The sequence below is a fragment of the Chitinivibrionales bacterium genome (assembly GCA_014728215.1).
Lineage (GTDB): Bacteria > Fibrobacterota > Chitinivibrionia > Chitinivibrionales > WJKA01 > WJKA01.
The window spans coordinates 1-18,357 of sequence record WJLZ01000143.1 but is presented as its reverse complement, the minus strand read 5'-3'; the positions used below and the strand labels follow the sequence as shown (position 1 = coordinate 18,357).

Genomic DNA, 18,357 nt, shown 5'->3' with positions numbered 1-18,357 from the left:
ATTTTAATGAATTTCGGAAAGATCGCATTCCTTGCTGGTTGTGTGTTTTCAGCACTAGCGTATCTGCAGAAGCTGGAGGTTACTCCCTATGGCTTTCTGAAAGGGGACTTTTATTTTGCTGCAAACGGTGTCGTGTCGTGGGGAACACCTGCGCTTACCAGTGTGTCGAGGGCGTCGGGGGTAGACTCAACAGCGGTAAGCTTTACTGCCCAACATACTCGACTGGGCCTTAAAATACAAAAAGAAGAGATAACGGTCCCTTTTGGCGGAGTGGCGGAAATTGATTTCTGGGTAATTGCCGCCAATTTCAATGCCGTGCCGCGAATGCGTCTGGCATACGTATGGATGAAACCCCTGCAGAATCTGAAAGTTGACATAGGACAGCGGTGGGATTTTTTCTCTCCCCTCAATCCGACTACCAACAACACTAACGCCAACCTCTGGATGAACGGCAACTATGGTTTCAGGCGTCCGCAGTTTGCCCTGACCTGGCTTACCGAACTCGGCCGAACCCGACCGGTGTTTCAGGTGTCGGTAGGGGAGGCTTCGAAAGAAGACCAGACCCGTCTCGGTCTGGAGTTTAATGAAGACATGGAAACCGGCGTTGCGGCATTAATGGCCGCCTATGATGAAGACCGGGAATTCTGGATCTGGGGAATCAGTGTGGATGCCAATCTGCCGGTCCATCGACTGCCTTCCTTTTTAGCCGAATTTGCCCTGGGAGCAAATCTGGACAACGCCGACCTCTTTACTATCGGGGGTGACGGCACTCCGGGCAATGATGTCCGCACCTGGGGCTTCTGGATCAATTATATTTCCAAGCCCTTTATATATCTACATGGTGTGGCCGGTTTTGCCCGTGAAAGTGTCTACTCGGGTGTGGCTCCCGGAAGCCCCGAAGACAATACGACCTTTTACCTCACCGCCAGAGTACCGGTCAACGAGCATATCTCACTCGCCGCCGAATACCAGTTTTTTTATACCAACGAACAAGGCCTCCCCGACAACCACACTGCAAGCCTGATCGATGTCGCGGGGAAGCTGGTGTTTTGATGATTGGAGTAATGGACGGATAAGGGCTCAGGGTTCAGGATATAGGATTCAGATCCATTATCCTCTTTTACCTTCACCCTTCACTCCTTCCCCTCATTCCGCAATCTTCACATCCTTCTTCTGTTTCCACACTCCCTGATCGGTTTTATAATACATATCGGGATCGGCTTCCTGGAGGATCCGATTGGCATTGATTCTCCCGACAGCTTCGGCGTTAGTCCCCACATCCTGGGCGATTATCTCGTACAGGGCTTTACGTTCGGCATTTTCGGTTTTGATAAGCTGCTGGATTTCTTTATCATTTTTTGCCTTTTTAGTTACCGCTTCAACGTAACCACGATAGGTTTCTCCTATTTTGCCTTCGTCCCGCAACTCCTGCAGCTCGGGATAGCGCTGTTTCATGCTTTCCTGCAATTCTGCTTTACTCTGGGCTTCGGATGAGGATTGCATGGCCATGAATACAACGAGCAATAAACCGAAAATTATTTTTTGACGTGCATATGATCTCATAAATAGAACTCCTTATTGTTGAGATTATTTTTGCGACGCTCCACCTTCTTCGGCGGGGGTCTCCTGCTCCCGGGTCGGTTTTTCTTCAAATTCCTCTTCGAACCGGAAGAAATCTTCCAGTTGTTGTTCTGCTTTAAGGTAGACATCCACGGTAACATGGATCGGCTCTACCTGGTGTTTCACTGTTACTGTTGGTGAGCACAACGCCATCATCAACAGCACCGTAACTGCTGTACCTGCAACAAAATGGTACATTGCATCCTCCTTTTTGTCATTGGGTAACTCCTTTCGATCACAATTAAATTTATGCTTTTTATCGAAATTGGATTCTTCTTCTGCCGCTTTGCCGGATTATTTGGTTAATAATCCCTTCGATATTATGAATCCTGAGATTGAGCCCGCCGATCGGTATCTGATTTTCCACAGCACCGCTCGGCCCCTGTCCTTCCAAATGAACCCGGGCCATGGTTTGACCATTGGGCTGGGGTTCGAAAGCCACCTCAAGATCGGTATAGAGCAGGTCCTGCAGAGCGCCCAGGGCCATACTCCGTACTTTTTTTTCGAGATCCCTGGTATCCGCAGGGATATCTTCTTTAATGCCCAGTATTGTCATGGCGGTTTCTTTGGTAAATTTGACGGTTCCGGTTTCCGGCCCGGTTTTCAGTGTCCCTGCGCCTATTTCCACTCGTATATCGCCATTCCACCGTAAGGTAATGGGCAGTTCTCCCGACGCCTTTCCGGTTATGCGTGCCCCCTTGTACCTGAAAAAATTAAGTATTTCCTGCAAATCGACCTGGTCGACAGAAAGGGTGAACTGAAGTCGGGTTTTTTCAAAATCGATTACAATGTCGTGGCTTCGGAAATTCCCTCCGGCCCATTTGAAGGCAACTGTTTGAACGAGCAGGGGAGCGGTTTCGGTTATGGCAAGTTTTACCGCTGCTTCATTAACACAAAAAGAACCGGTATATGCCGAATCGACTGCAAACCAGTAGGCATCAGGGGTGAGAGGCGGAGTAAGATTGTCAAGCTCAAGCTCACCTTCAACGCCAAGGATTCCCGTGGTGGCTGAAGGCCGCCTCCAGCTTCCGTTGCGGGTGGCGATTTTCAGGCGCTGAATGACTGAATTGCCGGTCCACCAGATGTCGTGCTCCAGGGCATAGAATCCATTCAGGATATCGCCTTGCAGCGCGGGAAGCCATCTTTGGGTCAGCAGCTTTTCATTGTCCAGTTCGAATTCGGGCACCCTGCCTTCGATATGACCGCTTGCTGGAGTGGAGCTCCAATCAATCCATCCTTCAATCCCAAGCGGTGCTTCGGGAAGAGGCGTGCTGCGTCCGGTGAATCCCAGGCGGTTGTTTCGGATAGCAAAGTTTCCCTGCACCGACGGCATTGGTTGATTGCTCAACGTGATCTTGCTCAAAGCAAAGGAGCCTTCTTCAATGAGAGAACCATTAAAGGACAGGGGGGCGGTTATGGAGATACTGTCGGCCTTGAGAGCAGGAGTGCTGCTTGTGAGACGGCCCTCCGGTATCCGGATGAGGAGATCCTGCATACGCCAACGGTTTCCGGGAGAAACAAGAAGCAGGGTGGATTGGACCGTATCCGGATAGAATTGTATATCGTATTCACCACCGGTTGTTGCTATGTAAAAGTTGCGTCCCCCGATTGACACGTTTGCATCGATTCGATTTAAATCGTAGATGCCGTCGGCTTGCAGGGCAACCATGCCTGCGGTGGTTATCTGAGGAATCTCAACAAAGGGCCGCACTATTTTCAAGATACTGTCTGCAGCAAGTTCATCGCCGGCAAAGGCATATTCACCCTGAAATGTGGCAAGATCAAAGGCTCCCCGGGCCGAAAAGTTTCCTCCGGCAAAGGTGCCGGTTAACCGGGCAGTGCTGGTATCATCGGTACCACGTGTCAGGAAGGTGGTGATGGTATCCACACCAATTGTTGATGTAAAGCTCTCCGAATTGATTTGTACCACCATATCGGTGCCGTAAAGCAAGGCATCGGCGCGCCAACTGCCGGTGTCGACACTTATTTCGGCCCGGGCCTGCATACCCTGCCAGGTTGCCATGGCAATATCGGTATCAGGAAAGTACGTTTCTCTGATTTCATTCAACAGAGCGAAGCTCATGCTGTCTATCGCCACCTCGTAGTGCCCTGTCAGTGCGGGAATCCGGACAACCGCCACTCCATTGGCGGCAGCATCCTTGGTTTCTGCCCGGGCTTGAATATCAAGACTGTCGGTGCCGGCTTTTTTCACACTGCCCTCGATAGTAACCGAATACCGCCGGTTTTCTAATTGTATCTCTATGGTTGATGAATAGAGTTTTATGAGTTCGAAAGGCAAGGTGATCTCACGCAATTTTTCCTGCCAGTCCGGAAAAGGCGATGGCCCCACTTCCCTTTCTCCAGGTGCCAGAGTCGTTTTAAGACCATAAATTGCTATCGTGGTTACTTCCCGCTCCAAAAGCAGTGCCAGGGGACAGAAATAAACAATGACATTTTCGGCTGCAATAGTGTCGGGTGTTCCGATCATGATGTTTTTTAAAACGATTTTATTGTATTCGATAGAGGCGATTTCAATTGCTTTCGGATCAATTCCCTGTTGGACGAGCGTTTCCTGTATCCGCCTTTCGATAATTCCGGGAACGATCCGGATCCATGCCACCCAGAGTGCAGCGCCTGTCCCAACAACAGCAACAGCGACAAACAGCAATATCCTGAGCTGTTTCTTTGACATAACAAGACGCCCTTCAGGAAAACAAATCCACCGGTATCCGGTCGGGGACAGATTTCCCGACTCAGCCGGTATTAAGGTCGGAAACAGGTAAAGCTGAAAAGACTTAAAATTTGCAAAATCCATGCCACTCCCTAAAGGAAAGAATGAATTTCCCGGAGCCCATTTCCTTAGTGAAATTAAAATCCCGTGGAGCCATTACCTAAAAACCCTCATGTGACCGGCACGTAGGTGGCGGGACGAAAAATAAAGCAGAATAAAATAAGCGGTCCGACTCCAGGGAAGTATTATCCCGTTGTCGCACCGCTTTAATCCGGATCATTTTATTTTACAAAAACGAAGCACAAGCCCTTGTTTTTGTTTAGAAATCATATGCATAACCGGCAAGGATTGAGACTGCAGCATTTTTAAAGTCTTCGGCATTCGGGTTTTTATCAAAGGCATTTGAAAATCCGGTTGTATAGCGGATTTCGAATGAGAAATGCCCGTGACCGGCTTTTGCATCAATTCCCGCACCCATAACTATGCCAAAATCCGTAGACCGGACCTGGTCATTGATATCTTCATCTTTCCGGAAGTTATCCAAAATACCAATTTTCTCTGCACCCGAGGGCAATTGCGGCACCCCGGTAGCTTTTGCGTCGAGCAAAATACTCAGAACAGGACCTATAAAAAAGTTCGGTCTGAAAAGCATGTCGGGAGATGGTGCCATGATTTTGATAAGAAAGGGAAAGGTTACGTATTCTGCCGTCAGATCGAATTCATAGGTTTCCCCACCGTAGACACCTTCATAATGCTCGCCATTGCGCAGATAGATTACCTCGGGCTGAAAAGCAAAGTTTTCGGAGAGCGCCAACGTTGCAAAGACACCACCGGTAACATATGGCAGCGGGTCATTGACAAATTCCGAAAATTCATGCTCCAGCCTTTCGTCAAGAGCATCGGCGGCCATCCCTCTGAAATAGGAAACACTGAGACCACCCTTGATTCCTATGGAAAAACTTTCTCCATAACGGAATCGTTCTACCGGATCGTATTCTTCAGTCTGATACGCCGCCGCTTGAGTAATGAGCAGTGCGACGGCAATAAATAATGAATATGCTATTCGTTTCATGATTAGCCTCCTTTGTTACATAATCATACGCTGCCATTGTTATCCGGCAGGTATGAATATTCTGGTTCTGTATAAATTCTTCAGGCTTCACAACCAGGAAAACCCGAGATGTGCTTCCGGTACTGCACTGTCGGACGGCTTTTCATGGATGTGTGTGCTTCGCCGATCCCTATCGGACCTACTTTACATCGAGCAATTGGTATGCCAGCGGCGGAATCGGGTGGTATTAAAACGGATAAATATATCTGCTATTGCTGGTTGGCAAGGTGGTGGTTCTCGTATGAAAAGTTATTTTGAATGTTGTTCCCGGTTGCGGCAAGTCAATTGCGGAATTGCCAAGCGTATTACTACCGGCGCCATTGAAGCCACAGGGAAAACAGTTTCTTTATGCCGGGAGTTAACCGGGAACGGTTGTAGGCGTCCGCGGCATGCTTGATAATTTCCGACTGGGTAGGGTAGGGGTGAATTGTTGCAGCGATTGTTTTGAGGCCGATATTTCCCGTGATTGCCAGGGTGAGTTCGCTGATCATTTCACCTGCATGACGAGCCACGATAGTAGCCCCGAGTATTTTGTCCGAATTCCGTACCGTATGGATCTTTACAAAACCATCTTCTTCGCCGTCGACAACCGCCCGGTCGATTTCAGAGAGATCGATTTTAAAGGTGTCCATCTCAATATCGCGTCCCTGCGAATCCTTTTCATACATTCCTGTATGGGCGATTTCGGGATCGGTATAGGTGCACCAGGGTATAGTCAGGGAACTCATCTTTTTCCGGCCCAGAAAGAGCGCATTTTGCAGGGCAATCCGCGCTTGGGCTTCGGCAATATGAGTGAATTTGTATCTGGAACAACAGTCACCGGCGGCATAGATACTGGAGTTGGTTGTTTGGAGATGGTCGTCGACAATAACGCCTCGCCGAGGATCATATTCGACCTCGGCTTTTTCCAGATCCAGACCATCGATATTGGGCGCACGGCCTGCGGCAAGGAGAATTTCATCGACGATCACTTCGGCGTCCGTATCGTTTTTCCGGTAGCGGATAACCTTGTCGCCATTATGTTTTTCGATCCGGGATACTCGTACTGTCTGTTTCAGGTCGATATTTTCTCCGGCAAATATTTTCTGGAGTAATTCGGCGGCTTCCTGGTCTTCACGTGGCAGCAGGTGCGGCGCCTTGTCGAGAATTGTGACCGAGGATCCGAGGCGGGAAAATGCCTGAGCCAGTTCGCATCCCAGAGGACCGCCTCCGATAACGGCAAAACGCCGGGGGAATTCGGTGAGTGAAAAGATGGTTTCATTGGTCTGATACCCGGTTTCGGCAAGGCCTTCTATGGGAAGGGCCGCCGGACGGGCGCCGGTGGCGATCACGGCTTTCCTGAATGTAAGTGTCGATGATTCAACCTGGACGGTGTCCGGGCTCGTAAAGCGTCCACTACCTAAGAAGACATCCACACCCAGCTGTTTGAACCGTTCTGCCGAATCATGGGGGCTGATCCGCGCCCGTAAACGCCGCATACGGTCCATAACTGCGGTAAAATTCTGACTGGGCGCCTGAGACAGATCAATACCAAACTCTTTTGCAGAACGTATATCGGCATTTTCCCGGGAAGACCGAATGAGCGCCTTTGAGGGGACACAGCCGAAATTCAGACAATCACCGCCCATAAGACGTTCTTCGATAAGCGCAACCTTGCCGCCCAGTCCGGCAGCACCGGCTGCGCAGACAAGGCCCGCAGTTCCACCGCCAATCACAACCAGATTGTACGTGGGCGCAGGTGAGGGGTTTTTCCATTCGGGAGGATGAGTATTGGCTTCAAGCTCCTGATTAAATCGATCATGAGGTTGTAGTGGAAGTGTTTCATTCATATTTTCATACTTTCAATGCAAAATCAGGTTTATCCATCCCGGGAAAAACCTTCCCGGGATGGGATATTCGACCTTCAATAATTTCTTACTTCTGTTTCTCGTCTTCTGTTTCCTGTTCCTGTTCCTGCATCATCTCTTCTTCCCCGTTTTCCTGCTCTTTGGATTGGGGCGCCATCATTTCCATGCACATCGAACGCATCTTCTGCATATTTTCGAACATGGCTTGCATGTCCTTTTCGTCAACCTCAAGAATGACTTCTTTTTTCTTGTTCAAATTGCTGTCGTATTTAATCAGCTTGTTCCCCATCAATATAAAGATTGCATTATCCATGGTTGCGACGACACGGGGCATCATCATCCCCATTCCCATGCCGGGGCCCATAGGGCACATGGCCGAGTCGGTACCCATCATCATGCCCTTATGCATGCTTCGACCGCCTCGCATCATTTGCCCCTGCGCATAACCATCCGAAAAAAACGTCATGCCAAAAAGAACCGCCAAAACCGTCATAGCTCCAAGTCGTTTCATAGAAAACCTCCTTTGGGTAATTGTGGATATTACTTACGTTGGTTAGATGTGAGCAATAATCATGCCGTTAAGCACCCAAAATGCCTATTGATCAGGATTAGGGCAGCCTCGACTACCAGGTAAGGAGTGTTGCCAGAAAACCCGAAATAACGATCCCATCGAAAGTCCCTGCACCGCCGATACTGGCGACTCCGGTACTGATTTTTGAAATTTTATTCAGATTCAGAAGGTCCGCTCCTACCAGTGGACCGGTAACCCCTGAAACAAAGGCAATGACCGGCGCAAGATCGGGGATAAACAGTACTCCGCAAAGGGCGGCGACAACCGCCGGAATGATTGGAGAAAGGGCAATACCTACCCCTCGTACCGGGCGCGCAAAGAAATAGCAGAATACAATGTTTATGAGCGCAGCACCCGAAACGGTAATAAGCGCCATGCTTCCTTCGCCGGCAAGTCGAATTATCTGGTAGATAACAATTATCGATGGAACAACGCATCCTCCGATATTGACCGCAATGGTGGTATAGTTGCTCTGTTTGACTAACCCCGGCATCATTCGTTCAATTCCATACAAACCGGAGGGTGTGTGTTTTACCGGATTTTCCCGTCGAATCCGTTTCACCGGAATATTGATCATGCCGCCAAGCAGGATGCCAAGGGCGGCGAGCAGTGACGTTCCCGGGTCGAGGCCCAGGCGAGCCAGGGCACTCAACATTACATCAGCAAGAATAAGGGGAAATAAAATAAGCAAAAAAAGAAACAGTAAAAGTGGAATCAAACCAAAGGGAAACATCAGATCCTACCTTCCTATGTGCTAGAAATGAAAAACGTTTTATTCAATAAAGAATTATTCAGAGCGCAAAGATTGCGCCAATCAGAACCATTTATGGCATCATTATTGCAGCTATTATTTCGGATATATATGATGAAACCGGATAATTAATATAAGATCGACAAAACAGTTATTGTATCCATCATCCAGTAATCAGCACAAGTATGAGTCAAAACACCGTATCGAATGAACAGTTAGCAGACATTTTCGAAGAAGTGGCGGAGCTTCTGCAGCGCAAGGATGGCAATGAACACCGGGCGCGCGCCTATCATATCGCCTCATCGGTAATCAGGGGAACCGAATTTTCTGTAAGTGAACGGCTGAAGAAAGATGGCCCCAGGGCAATTACCGAACTACGAGGGATCGGTAAAGGAATTGCAGCCTCTATCGAGGAAATCAACAATACCGGCAAATTGAGCCTCCTTGATCATCTTCAATGCGAACAATCGTTTATGGATACGCTGAAGTCTCTTCCGGGTATCGGACAGAAACTGGCTGAGGAGATTCATGATAAGCTTGGGATTGAATCACTTGAAGAGCTGGAAATGGCGGTGCATGACGGAAGGGTGGAGCAGTTATCGGGCATGGGAAAACGGCGTACTGAAGGTCTTGCTGAAACGCTTAATTCCATTCTGAGCCGCTCCAAAAGAAGGCGTATGCATGAAATAGAAAAACAGCCATCGGTTCCCCTGCTCCTCGAAATAGATCGGGAATACCGTCAGAAAGCAGATGAAGGCAAGTTACATACAATTGCTCCCCGCCGATTCAATCCCGACCATGATGCATGGTTGCCCATCATGAATACCCAGCGTGACGGCTGGAAATTTACCGCCATGTACTCCAATACCCATAAGGCTCATGAATTCGGTAAAACCCATGAATGGGTGGTGATATACTACAGCCATGACAGCGTTGAAGATCAATGCACGGTTGTAAGCTATTCCCGCGGTTCCATGAAAGGAAAACGCGTCATACGCGGCAGAGAACAGGAATCGCTGAAATAAAGGGGATTATGGATGGGGAGAGGAATGGACTATTAATAAGCGTGCATATCCGTAAAAATCCGTGGTTTCCTTCATTTCCCCAAATCGATCTTAACCTGCATATGTCATTTTTTTGCCTGCTCTATCAGGTCTTGTTTCAGCTCCCATAATTTCCGGGTAAGTGATACGTGATAAATATGAGGATTGATAAATCGCTTGACTCCGGAATCGAGATATTCTTCATCGGCTCTCCGTATTTTTCTCATTTGGTCGATAGAGGCTTCTTTTTCTCTGATCCCGCCATTTTTAAAAAGGGGAACGTGAAGCTGTTCGATTCGACCCAGACTTGTTGCATCAAGAGCGCGGGATCTGGTGTAATCCACCGGATGATGAAGGTGAATCGATGAATATGTTCTGAGATCTTCATCGCCGGTCGACAGACAATCGGCAATTGCTTTGTTGTTTTTATCATAGAGGCGCCATACATTTTTTTTACCGGGATTAAGTGTTTTGCCCGGTGTTTCGGATAATTTGAGCGCCGGTATCCACTTTCCCTCCTGCTCGATTGCCGTCAACTTATAGACACCGTCAAGCGCACCTTCTCCCCTGGATGTTATCAGCCGGGTCCCAACGCCGTACACCAGGCGGTTGATAAGTTTATCGGGATCCACTCCCGCCGGAGGAGCTTCTTCTTTGATCTGTTTGATAATCTGCATCAATACCAGTTCGTCGAGTTTATTTGACAGCACAATCGAAACATCTCCGAAGCCTGCTTTGTCAAGCATCATGCTCGCCTGGATACTGAGATAGGCAAGGTCCCCCGAATCCAGTCGGATTCCCACCGGAGTGTGACCTTTACTCCGCAGTTCTTCGAAGACTTTTATAGCATTGGGGATACCACTTTCCAGTGTGTTGATTGTGTCAACCAAAAGAATGCAGTTATCGGGATAAACATCCGCATAGGCTCTGAATGCTTCCAATTCTCCCCGACCCAGTGACATGAAAGCCTGGACCATACTGTGCGCATGGGTGCCTTTGGGTGGTAGACCGAGTTTATAGGAGATACCGGTATTTGAGGTAAAATCGGCGCCGCCGATAAGGGCGGCTCGTGCACCGGCATTCGCCGCCTCGCTCTGCGCCCGTCGCATGCCGAATTCAATGGTCATCTTATCCGCACCGGCCCGCTTGACCCGGGATGCCTTTGTGGCAATCAGAATCGGATAATTCATATGATTCAGAAGCGGTGATTCGAGTATCTGTGCCATAGCAAGCGGCCCACGAACAACTAAGGCCGGTACATTCGGATGAATCACCCGGCCTTCGGCAATCCCCTCCATGGTTATCCGGTTAAAATTCCCGTTTTCTTCAAACCAGTCTAAAAAATCATCCGAAAAAATCGGCTTTCCCGATTTTCCCGTGTGATCGCGCAGCTTCTGGATCGACTGTTTATCGACCTTTACATCGCTCATCCATTCTTGAAGCCATGATGTTCCCGCCATGATACAATAACCGGCCTTATGGGCCCCATAATCGGGACAGGTCCGGAAAAAATATTCGAATTGAGCATTCGTCTCATGCATACCCATTTTGAAATAGAGCTGAGCCATGGTAAGCTGGTAAAAATCCGTATACAATATTCCATGCGTCAAACCATCCTGTACAAAGGCCATCCATACCTCTCTTTCTTATCGATTCGAAACTATTGAGCCGATTGCGCTAATTTATGTGAAATACTGTTTTTGCAATTCTCATTCCAGCAGGTGTAAGCCTCCAGCTAAGTTCTTGATACTGAATAAAAAGGAGAATATACCGAAGCGTATTTTCGCATATTTAAGAAAAGTGAATTTTCATTTATGGGAGACTGTGATTGAGAAGAAGAAGTGGAAGATTATTCCCAATAAATTGCTCACCCAGACCCATGCTTTTGACTTCTATTTTCCCATCACGCTTTCTCGACGTCTTTTAAAATGATATTGATTTCGTATTCTTTAAGGAAGATATCTTCACGATTGGCCAGGGCATAGCGCATGTGGGGTGAAATCTGGGTGGCAATGACATATCCCCAAACCGCTTTTTCGCCGGCCAGATACTGTTTGATCCAGTTCATGAAACCGAGAATCTGGCCACTGACTTCCTCGGCCGTTCGCTCGACTTTGAGCACGACAATATGGAAATTACCTTCCCGATCAACGCATAAAATATCGATAGCACCGATATCGGTTAAATATTCGAGACCGTCATTACCCATGTCATCAACGAATAATTCAAGGCCCTGCTGAATACTGTCGAGACTTCGGGCCAGGTAGGTTCGAAGCTGTTTTTCTTCAATCATTCCTCCGCCGACAAAGATTTCTTCGGGTTTTCCCCGGGCTGCCGTATCGGCACGGCGGACAAATAAAAAACCATGAGGGTCCTGGACTATTTCCCATTGACCATGAATGCGGGAATCGTATAATTCCAATTTGCCCGGGGAGGGACGGTAAAGGAAATCGTATTCACTTTCCGCACGCCGGGGTTTCTGGTTTTCGGGATAATGGACCCGTGATTGATGATTAACCGTACAGATGATTATATGGCATTGAATGGTGTTGGCATTCGCTTCAGGATATCGTTCCAGTATCCAGTCACGAACAAGCACATTGGTCGATTTCCCCCCCATCGCTTCGATAGCCTCACGGATCATCTCCCATATAAAAGGTCTTCCACGTTTGTCCATACCCGGCCCCCTGTTTGTTGTTCGAAACACGTGCATTTTTGCCGGCCGGTTAATCCGGCCCGGTTGTTCTTTTGTGTTTACAGTTTTCTCATTATGTGCAATTACCATACCAGAAATGGCGTAATCCGTTCAAAAATCGGGAATTATATTCTGGAATCGTCCACCGAAGTTCCCTTTGCCGTACCGGTGAAATTCTTACTTTCTAAAATTTTCCAACACCCTTTGCAATTTTTGCAAAGCTTCATCACCCAAAAGACACCGTTCATCGCCGTATTTTTGCACCAATGACCTAAATTGTTAGCGCATTTACATAATTATAGGCGAATTTTTCAGAGAATTTTTTCTTTTTTGAATGCTTTCAGTAAGTTAGAGGGTTGGCATAATGTTTGCTAATTTATGTTTTTTAGAAGTAAATTGGGGGGGGGATTTGACCCAGAATGAGAAAACGATTAAAATGTCTTCAAATATCATACCAGTATAAAAAAGTGTTTTGGATTATTTCACAATCCACCTTAGAATGGAGGTTGTGCTATGGCTGAGAGGAAAAAAGACAAACAGGTGAACATTCCGATTCCGACCTTGTTAACCCCAAGCGATATCGCGCAATATCTTCGGGTAAACTATTATACGGTTCGCGATTTACGTCATGCAGGACGTATCCCGCCTCCGGATATCACCATCGGTAACCGGCCTCGCTGGAAAACCGAGACGATTACGGCGCTGCTCAACAAAGGACATATTTAATAGTCTGTCCCAATGATCCCGTACCTGTAATTAATCACTGCAAAATCTTGATTACAGGTGCGGGAATAATTCCGGCGGATAACACCGCTTTCACCCCCTCAACAAATTCTGGGAAGCAGCCGTCCGGGTGGAATTTCTACCGGTCTGGTCCCACCAACTTCGGTTTCCAGAACAAGGGGGAAACGTCCCTTATTTTCGACCTTTCCGATAATTGCGGCATTTTTTGACTGCGGGCACGAATATAAGGCCTCCAGAGCTTTTTGGGCCATATCTGAGGGTACAACTGCTGCAAAGGTGCCTTCATTGGCAATCTGGAGTGGGTCGAAACCCAGAAAGGCGCAGGCGCTTTCGACAACCTGGGGGACGGGGATATCGGTTTTTTTCAATCTGATCGTTACTCCGGAATCGGCGGCAATTTCATTGAGGACCGTGGCACACCCACCCCGTGTGGCATCACGCATCACCCGAGTTTCAGGAACCGCTTCGAGCAGGGCAAGGGCCGGTTCGTGAAGGGGAGCGCAGTCGGAAACAGCACTGGAGGCAAATCCCAGATTTTTACGCTGCGCTAAAATTGCAATTCCATGCAAGCCCACAGGCCCGCTAATAATGATCGTATCATTCTTGCGGGCAAATCCGGCAGAAAGATTGATGCCTTCATGCACACTCCCGATTCCAGCGGTAGTAATAAAGATGCCGTCAGCTTTACCTTTTTCCACGACTTTCGTATCCCCGCAGCTTATGGCAACATTGGTAAGGGCACACATATCCTTGAGCGATTTTAATATTTTCCTGAGCAGCCCGGCATCAAGATCTTCTTCGAGAATAAGGGAGACGGCAAGATGGGTCGGTACCGCACCCATCATTGCAAGATCATTGATTGTCCCGCAGGCGGCAAGCTTACCGATATCACCGCCGGGAAATTCAAGGGGATTAACGACAAAGGAATCGGTGGTGAATGCGATCTTGCCGCATCCCGGAGAAATCACCGCCGCATCTTCAAAGGCACCGGTATGATCCGATGCAAGAACCGGAAAAATTATTTCACCCAACAATTCCTGCAATCCCTTCCCGCTTCCATGGGAAAGTTCGATTCTGTCAATTGTCATAAGCTGCTGAACCTCCTTTTTAGTAAGGTAAACATCTGAACCGAAGCGCCGGGAGTCTTTTCTCCATCCTTGGCGTGAGTTTGTTCATTTCGAGACCACACTTGACAAGTGAACAGCGGTGTTTTTCCGGTTTCGTTTACAAGTTCGCAGGTCCATGGTCTTGCACACTCACCGTTCGTACCGGTAGTATGCCGCGCATGAACCTTCACTCGACACCATGCAAGGACCCACCGGTGAGTTGGGGGTACAGGCGCCGGCAAAGAGTGGGCACTGGTCGGGACGTATAATACCTTTCAGTACTGCACCGCAGGAACATCCTTTCGGCATGATATCTTCTTGTATGTCTATTTTGTATTTGCGGCATGCATCATAGGAGCCGAATTGCTCCTGTAAAGCAAGGCCGCTGTTCGGTATCGGCCCGATACCCCTGAACACAGCATCGGCCGGGCTGAAAACCTCACTCATGAGCTGCAGGGCATGGGGATTACCCTCTGGTTTGACAATGCGCGGATATCGATTGACAACCTCATATCGGTGTTCTGTCAGTAGAGTCATGACAGCTTGAATGCCGCCGATAATATCGAGGGGTTCAAATCCGGTAACCACCCCGGGGATTTTTGCACCGGTGAGCCCGGCATAGGCTTGCATGCCGATAATGGCGCTGACATGGCCCGGGAGAAGAAATCCCGAAAGTGCAATATCCTTATCGTCGATAAGGACATCGAGTGCCGGGGGCACCAGACGGTGACAGATGATAAAGCTTATATTGGATAATCGTTTTTCGGATGCTATAACAACGGTTCGTGCAACAACCGGTATCGTTGTTTCGAACCCCACCGCAATAAACACATATTCTTCGGAAGGGTTGGACTCGGCAAGCTGAAGTACCTGAAGTGGTGATGTGACAACCTCGATTGCGGCGCCCCGGCGGCGGGCATTTTCAAGAGAGGTTTTGTTTCCGGGGACCCGCATCATATCACCGAATGTACACACGGTGACATCATGCTCAAGTGCAAGCTCTGCTGCCCGGTCGATTACCGTCCCCGGTGTCACACATACCGGACAGCCGGGCCCGGAAACGAGTTCAACATTTTCCGGGAGGAGGGGCCGCAATCCGAGGCGGCCGATCTCCATGGTATGCGTGCCGCATACTTCCATAATTGTAACCTGATCGAGCTTCCGAGCATGGGCATGGATGCCGTCAAGAAGCTTTTTGGCAGTTGATGGATCATTGAAATGCACTAAATTCATTGCGACTCCGTTGTATCGCCAAGCTCTTTAAACAGCGCCAGAGTCTCTAAGGCTTCCTGTTCATCATATTTCTGAATGGCCAAACCTGCATGGATAATCACATAATCGCCCACGCCTGCCTCGGGAGTCATCGAGATATCGGCATTCGTGGTATTGCCCGCCATATCACAGGTGGCAACCGTGCCGTCGATGCTGAGTATCTTTGCCGGGACTGCTAAACACATGTCAATACCTCTCAATCTTTAAGCGTACTACTCCTGATGTTTTCATTACTTATATTCGCTCTCCTCGCCCCTCCGATCACCGCCTGCCCAAAGGAGATGCACTCATCTCCTGGAGATAAAATACGATGATACACGGGCTTTAGTTTAAGATCGTGCAGTTTTTTAACCAAACGCTCGAAAAGTAATGCATTCTGGAAACATCCACCGCTCAGGCACACTGTGCCAATGCCGTTCTTTTTCGCGGCAATGTTCGCCGCCTCCGCACTTATATCCACAATTGAATTATGGAACCGCGCTGCGACGATCGATGTATCCGTGCCCGAAAGAAAATCATCGATTGCTTTCTTAAGCAGGAGGGGACCATCGAGAAGCAGTATTCCATTATCAACAATATCGAGGGAATAGGATCTTCTTTCGTTCCTGTCGGCATATCCTTCAAGCTCAATGGCCGGTTGTCCTTCGTAGGTTTGAACTCTGCAGATATCGAGGATCGCAGCGAGGGCATCGAAAAGCCGTCCCATACTCGTGGTTACCGGGCAATTAATATCCGATTGGAGCAGGGAGATAACCGCCTGCCGTTCCTTTGGGGAAAGCCAGGGACAGATTTTTTGAGCGGTGTGGGGGTACGTTTCCCACAGTGCACCGATTGCCATTCGTGCGGGATTACGCGTGGCTGCATCGCCGCCGGGCATTTTCATGGGGCTCAGATGGCCGATCCGTTTATATTCCCGGGTATCGGCAACAAGTATTTCGCCTCCCCAGAGTGTCTCGTCATCCCCGAGACCAAGACCGTCATAAATAAGGCATACCGACGGCCCGTCTATTCGGTTTTCCGCCATACATGCGGCAGCGTGGGCGTGATGGTGTTGTATTTTTATCACCGGACAATCATCCGTCGTGATGACCGATGAAACAAATCCACCCGGGTGAAGATCGATGATATACCGTTCCGGTTTCACCCCCAGAACGCCGATAAGATGATCGAGTACATGGACACCATTCTCAAGGGTTTCGACATTTTCGGCTTTACCGAGATATTGAGAGACATAGCAGGTTGACTTCCGGCCGATACAGACCGTGCTTTTCATAATGCCTCCCAATGCCACCATGCCCTCAACATTATAATTCACCGGAAGGGGAGCGGGGACATACCCCCGGGCCCTTCTCAGGAGTACCGGGTTTCCGGAAAGTATCCGCACAATGGAATCATCCACCCGTATATGGATCGGACGGTCGTTGACGAGGAAATAATCGGCAATACCGGTAAGCTTGGCAACCGCTTCTTCGTTGGTTATGCAGATCGGTTCCGAACTGAGATTACCGCTGGTCATAACAAGCGCATCATAACGATCGGTATCGAACAGCAGGGCATGAAGAGGCGTTGAGGGAAGCATCATGCCAAGAGTGGGAACACCCGGCGCGACCGATTCGGCTATTCCCTGTAGATCGCCTTTTTTGTCACAAATGACAATAGGACGTTCGATTCCTTCAAGCAAAAATTTTTCGGTTTCAGATAATGTGCAGAATTTTTTTACATTCGGTATACCGGCGGTCATGATCGCCAGAGGTTTCTGCTCCCGTCTTTTGCGGTTGCGGAGTATAACCACCGTTTCTTCACAATCGGCTCTGCAGGCAAGATGAAACCCTCCCAGACCCTTGATTGCCAGAATTTTGCCCTGGGCAAGCAGGTCGACGGCGCGGCCGACCGGATCGGTATCCTGAATCGCTTCTCCTTTGCCGTCAAGAAGCGAAAGTGAAGGACCGCAGTCGTTGCAACAGACCGGCTGAGCATGAAACCGGCGGTTTCCCGGGTTTTCGTATTCGGCTTTGCATAATGGACACATGGCAAAGTCGGTCATGGTAGTATTGGGCCGGTCGTAGGGGAGTCCGGTAATTATTGTATATCGGGGACCGCAATCGGTACAATTGATAAAAGGATGACCGTACCGGCGGTTGGAGTGGTCGCGCATTTCTTTGAGACAGGCTGCACATGGCGCGGTATCACGAGTGATGTCAACATCAGGTTTTTCCCCGTGTTTACTCGCAACGATAACAAAATCGTCATAAGTCTCGCCAGGGCTCTCTTCTTTAACATCGCACGAACGGATCCGGGCAAGGGGAGGAGTTTTGGTACAAAGATCCTCAAGAAATGCATCCAGCTGTTTTTGCGTACCCCGGGCGCGGATTACCACCCCTGAAACATCGTTCCGTACATCACCCCTGATCCCATGTGCATGGGCGGTTCGATAGACAAAGGGGCGAAACCCTACTCCCTGAACAGTGCCGGTAATGGTGATCGTGTATGAAATCATGGGAAAAAGGTAGAATGAAAGAATGGAGTGACGGGGTATCCTTTAGGGAGCAAGACAGCATTCTGAAGCATTCAAACCTTCCGCTACTCCATTACCCCATTCTTCTTTACTTTCTGTTTTAAATAATCAAAAAATCCATCCATGCCTTCCCCGGTTTTAGCGGAGACACTGAATGTTTCGAATGTCCGGTTCAGGCTTTTACATTCGTTAATTGCTTTCTGTATGTCGAAATCGAGATAGGGAGCCAGATCGATTTTGTTGATAAGCAGCATGCTGATCCTGTGAAAGAGCGCAGGATATTTCAGAATTTTATCATCCCCTTCCGGCAGAGAAAGAATCGCCGCTTTTTCATGTTCGCCCAGATCGTAG

The 18,357-nt window shown here is 48.7% G+C and carries 16 protein-coding genes; 3 read left to right on the top strand and 13 right to left on the bottom strand.

The genetic code is table 11. From position 1 onward, the window contains the following. Positions 1-6: 6 nt before the first annotated feature. Complete coding sequence (locus GF401_12480) at positions 7-1,053, top strand: hypothetical protein (protein MBD3345871.1); 1,047 nt, start codon at positions 7-9, stop codon at positions 1,051-1,053. Positions 1,054-1,146: 93 nt separating this feature from the next. On the opposite strand, the gene GF401_12475 is transcribed toward GF401_12480, so the two are convergent. The 7 genes from GF401_12475 to GF401_12445 form a co-directional block, all read right to left on the bottom strand. Beyond that, entirely contained in the window at positions 1,147-1,563 is a 417-nt protein-coding gene (locus tag GF401_12475; GenBank protein ID MBD3345870.1) for a DUF1318 domain-containing protein, read from the bottom strand. Positions 1,564-1,587: 24 nt separating this feature from the next. After that, positions 1,588-1,818, bottom strand: coding sequence for a hypothetical protein (locus GF401_12470; GenBank protein MBD3345869.1), 231 nt, complete (start codon positions 1,816-1,818; stop codon positions 1,588-1,590). Between the two features lie 58 nt (positions 1,819-1,876). Next, a complete protein-coding gene (locus GF401_12465; protein ID MBD3345868.1) occupies positions 1,877-4,435 on the bottom strand; it encodes a hypothetical protein in 2,559 nt (852 codons plus the stop codon). A 235-nt stretch (positions 4,436-4,670) separates the two neighbouring features. Then, entirely contained in the window at positions 4,671-5,423 is a 753-nt protein-coding gene (locus tag GF401_12460) for an outer membrane beta-barrel protein (GenBank protein ID MBD3345867.1), read from the bottom strand. A 347-nt stretch (positions 5,424-5,770) separates the two neighbouring features. Continuing rightward, positions 5,771-7,291 carry an FAD-containing oxidoreductase gene (locus GF401_12455; GenBank protein ID MBD3345866.1) on the bottom strand — a complete coding sequence of 507 codons (1,521 nt, stop codon included), beginning with the start codon at positions 7,289-7,291 and terminating at the stop codon, positions 5,771-5,773. Positions 7,292-7,376: 85 nt separating this feature from the next. Further along, positions 7,377-7,820, bottom strand: coding sequence for a hypothetical protein (locus GF401_12450; protein MBD3345865.1), 444 nt, complete (start codon positions 7,818-7,820; stop codon positions 7,377-7,379). Between the two features lie 112 nt (positions 7,821-7,932). Continuing rightward, positions 7,933-8,613 carry a DUF1614 domain-containing protein gene (locus GF401_12445; GenBank protein MBD3345864.1) on the bottom strand — a complete coding sequence of 227 codons (681 nt, stop codon included), beginning with the start codon at positions 8,611-8,613 and terminating at the stop codon, positions 7,933-7,935. Between the two features lie 203 nt (positions 8,614-8,816). Between GF401_12445 and GF401_12440 the strand changes: the two genes are divergently transcribed. Next, a complete protein-coding gene (locus GF401_12440; protein ID MBD3345863.1) occupies positions 8,817-9,656 on the top strand; it encodes a DNA-binding protein in 840 nt (279 codons plus the stop codon). 104 nt (positions 9,657-9,760) lie between these two features. Here GF401_12440 and GF401_12435 read toward each other — a convergent pair whose 3' ends face one another. Next, positions 9,761-11,305 carry a nicotinate phosphoribosyltransferase gene (locus GF401_12435; protein ID MBD3345862.1) on the bottom strand — a complete coding sequence of 515 codons (1,545 nt, stop codon included), beginning with the start codon at positions 11,303-11,305 and terminating at the stop codon, positions 9,761-9,763. A 272-nt stretch (positions 11,306-11,577) separates the two neighbouring features. Then, the gene (locus GF401_12430) at positions 11,578-12,459 is read right to left on the bottom strand and encodes a DUF91 domain-containing protein (GenBank protein ID MBD3345861.1); all 882 of its coding nucleotides are present in this window, start codon (positions 12,457-12,459) and stop codon (positions 11,578-11,580) included. 423 nt (positions 12,460-12,882) lie between these two features. Between GF401_12430 and GF401_12425 the strand changes: the two genes are divergently transcribed. Further along, positions 12,883-13,095, top strand: coding sequence for a helix-turn-helix domain-containing protein (locus tag GF401_12425; protein ID MBD3345860.1), 213 nt, complete (start codon positions 12,883-12,885; stop codon positions 13,093-13,095). Positions 13,096-13,193: 98 nt separating this feature from the next. Here GF401_12425 and hypE read toward each other — a convergent pair whose 3' ends face one another. The 4 genes from hypE to hypF form a co-directional block, all read right to left on the bottom strand. Beyond that, positions 13,194-14,201, bottom strand: a complete 1,008-nt coding sequence (hypE, locus tag GF401_12420) for a hydrogenase expression/formation protein HypE (protein MBD3345859.1) — start codon at positions 14,199-14,201, stop codon at positions 13,194-13,196. A gap of 168 nt (positions 14,202-14,369) precedes the next feature. Beyond that, positions 14,370-15,452, bottom strand: coding sequence for a hydrogenase formation protein HypD (gene hypD, locus GF401_12415; GenBank protein ID MBD3345858.1), 1,083 nt, complete (start codon positions 15,450-15,452; stop codon positions 14,370-14,372). Beyond that, a complete protein-coding gene (hypC, locus tag GF401_12410; protein MBD3345857.1) occupies positions 15,449-15,676 on the bottom strand; it encodes a HypC/HybG/HupF family hydrogenase formation chaperone in 228 nt (75 codons plus the stop codon). Before hypC ends, hypD begins: the two co-directional genes overlap by 4 nt. Before the next feature lie 11 nt (positions 15,677-15,687). Then, entirely contained in the window at positions 15,688-17,988 is a 2,301-nt protein-coding gene (gene hypF, locus GF401_12405; protein ID MBD3345856.1) for a carbamoyltransferase HypF, read from the bottom strand. Positions 17,989-18,357 lie beyond the last annotated feature (369 nt).

Coding starts and splice junctions, on each gene's coding strand:
- hypD (MBD3345858.1), bottom strand. CDS start 15,452: ATGAATTTAGTGCATTTCAATGATCCATCAACTGCCAAAAAGCTTCTT.
- hypE (MBD3345859.1), bottom strand. CDS start 14,201: ATGACAATTGACAGAATCGAACTTTCCCATGGAAGCGGGAAGGGATTG.
- GF401_12455 (MBD3345866.1), bottom strand. CDS start 7,291: ATGAATGAAACACTTCCACTACAACCTCATGATCGATTTAATCAGGAG.
- GF401_12430 (MBD3345861.1), bottom strand. CDS start 12,459: ATGGTAATTGCACATAATGAGAAAACTGTAAACACAAAAGAACAACCG.
- GF401_12435 (MBD3345862.1), bottom strand. CDS start 11,305: ATGGCCTTTGTACAGGATGGTTTGACGCATGGAATATTGTATACGGAT.
- GF401_12460 (MBD3345867.1), bottom strand. CDS start 5,423: ATGAAACGAATAGCATATTCATTATTTATTGCCGTCGCACTGCTCATT.
- GF401_12470 (MBD3345869.1), bottom strand. CDS start 1,818: ATGTACCATTTTGTTGCAGGTACAGCAGTTACGGTGCTGTTGATGATG.
- GF401_12465 (MBD3345868.1), bottom strand. CDS start 4,435: ATGGATTTTGCAAATTTTAAGTCTTTTCAGCTTTACCTGTTTCCGACC.
- hypC (MBD3345857.1), bottom strand. CDS start 15,676: ATGTGTTTAGCAGTCCCGGCAAAGATACTCAGCATCGACGGCACGGTT.
- GF401_12425 (MBD3345860.1), top strand. CDS start 12,883: ATGGCTGAGAGGAAAAAAGACAAACAGGTGAACATTCCGATTCCGACC.
- GF401_12440 (MBD3345863.1), top strand. CDS start 8,817: ATGAGTCAAAACACCGTATCGAATGAACAGTTAGCAGACATTTTCGAA.
- hypF (MBD3345856.1), bottom strand. CDS start 17,988: ATGATTTCATACACGATCACCATTACCGGCACTGTTCAGGGAGTAGGG.
- GF401_12475 (MBD3345870.1), bottom strand. CDS start 1,563: ATGAGATCATATGCACGTCAAAAAATAATTTTCGGTTTATTGCTCGTT.
- GF401_12450 (MBD3345865.1), bottom strand. CDS start 7,820: ATGAAACGACTTGGAGCTATGACGGTTTTGGCGGTTCTTTTTGGCATG.
- GF401_12480 (MBD3345871.1), top strand. CDS start 7: ATGAATTTCGGAAAGATCGCATTCCTTGCTGGTTGTGTGTTTTCAGCA.
- GF401_12445 (MBD3345864.1), bottom strand. CDS start 8,613: ATGTTTCCCTTTGGTTTGATTCCACTTTTACTGTTTCTTTTTTTGCTT.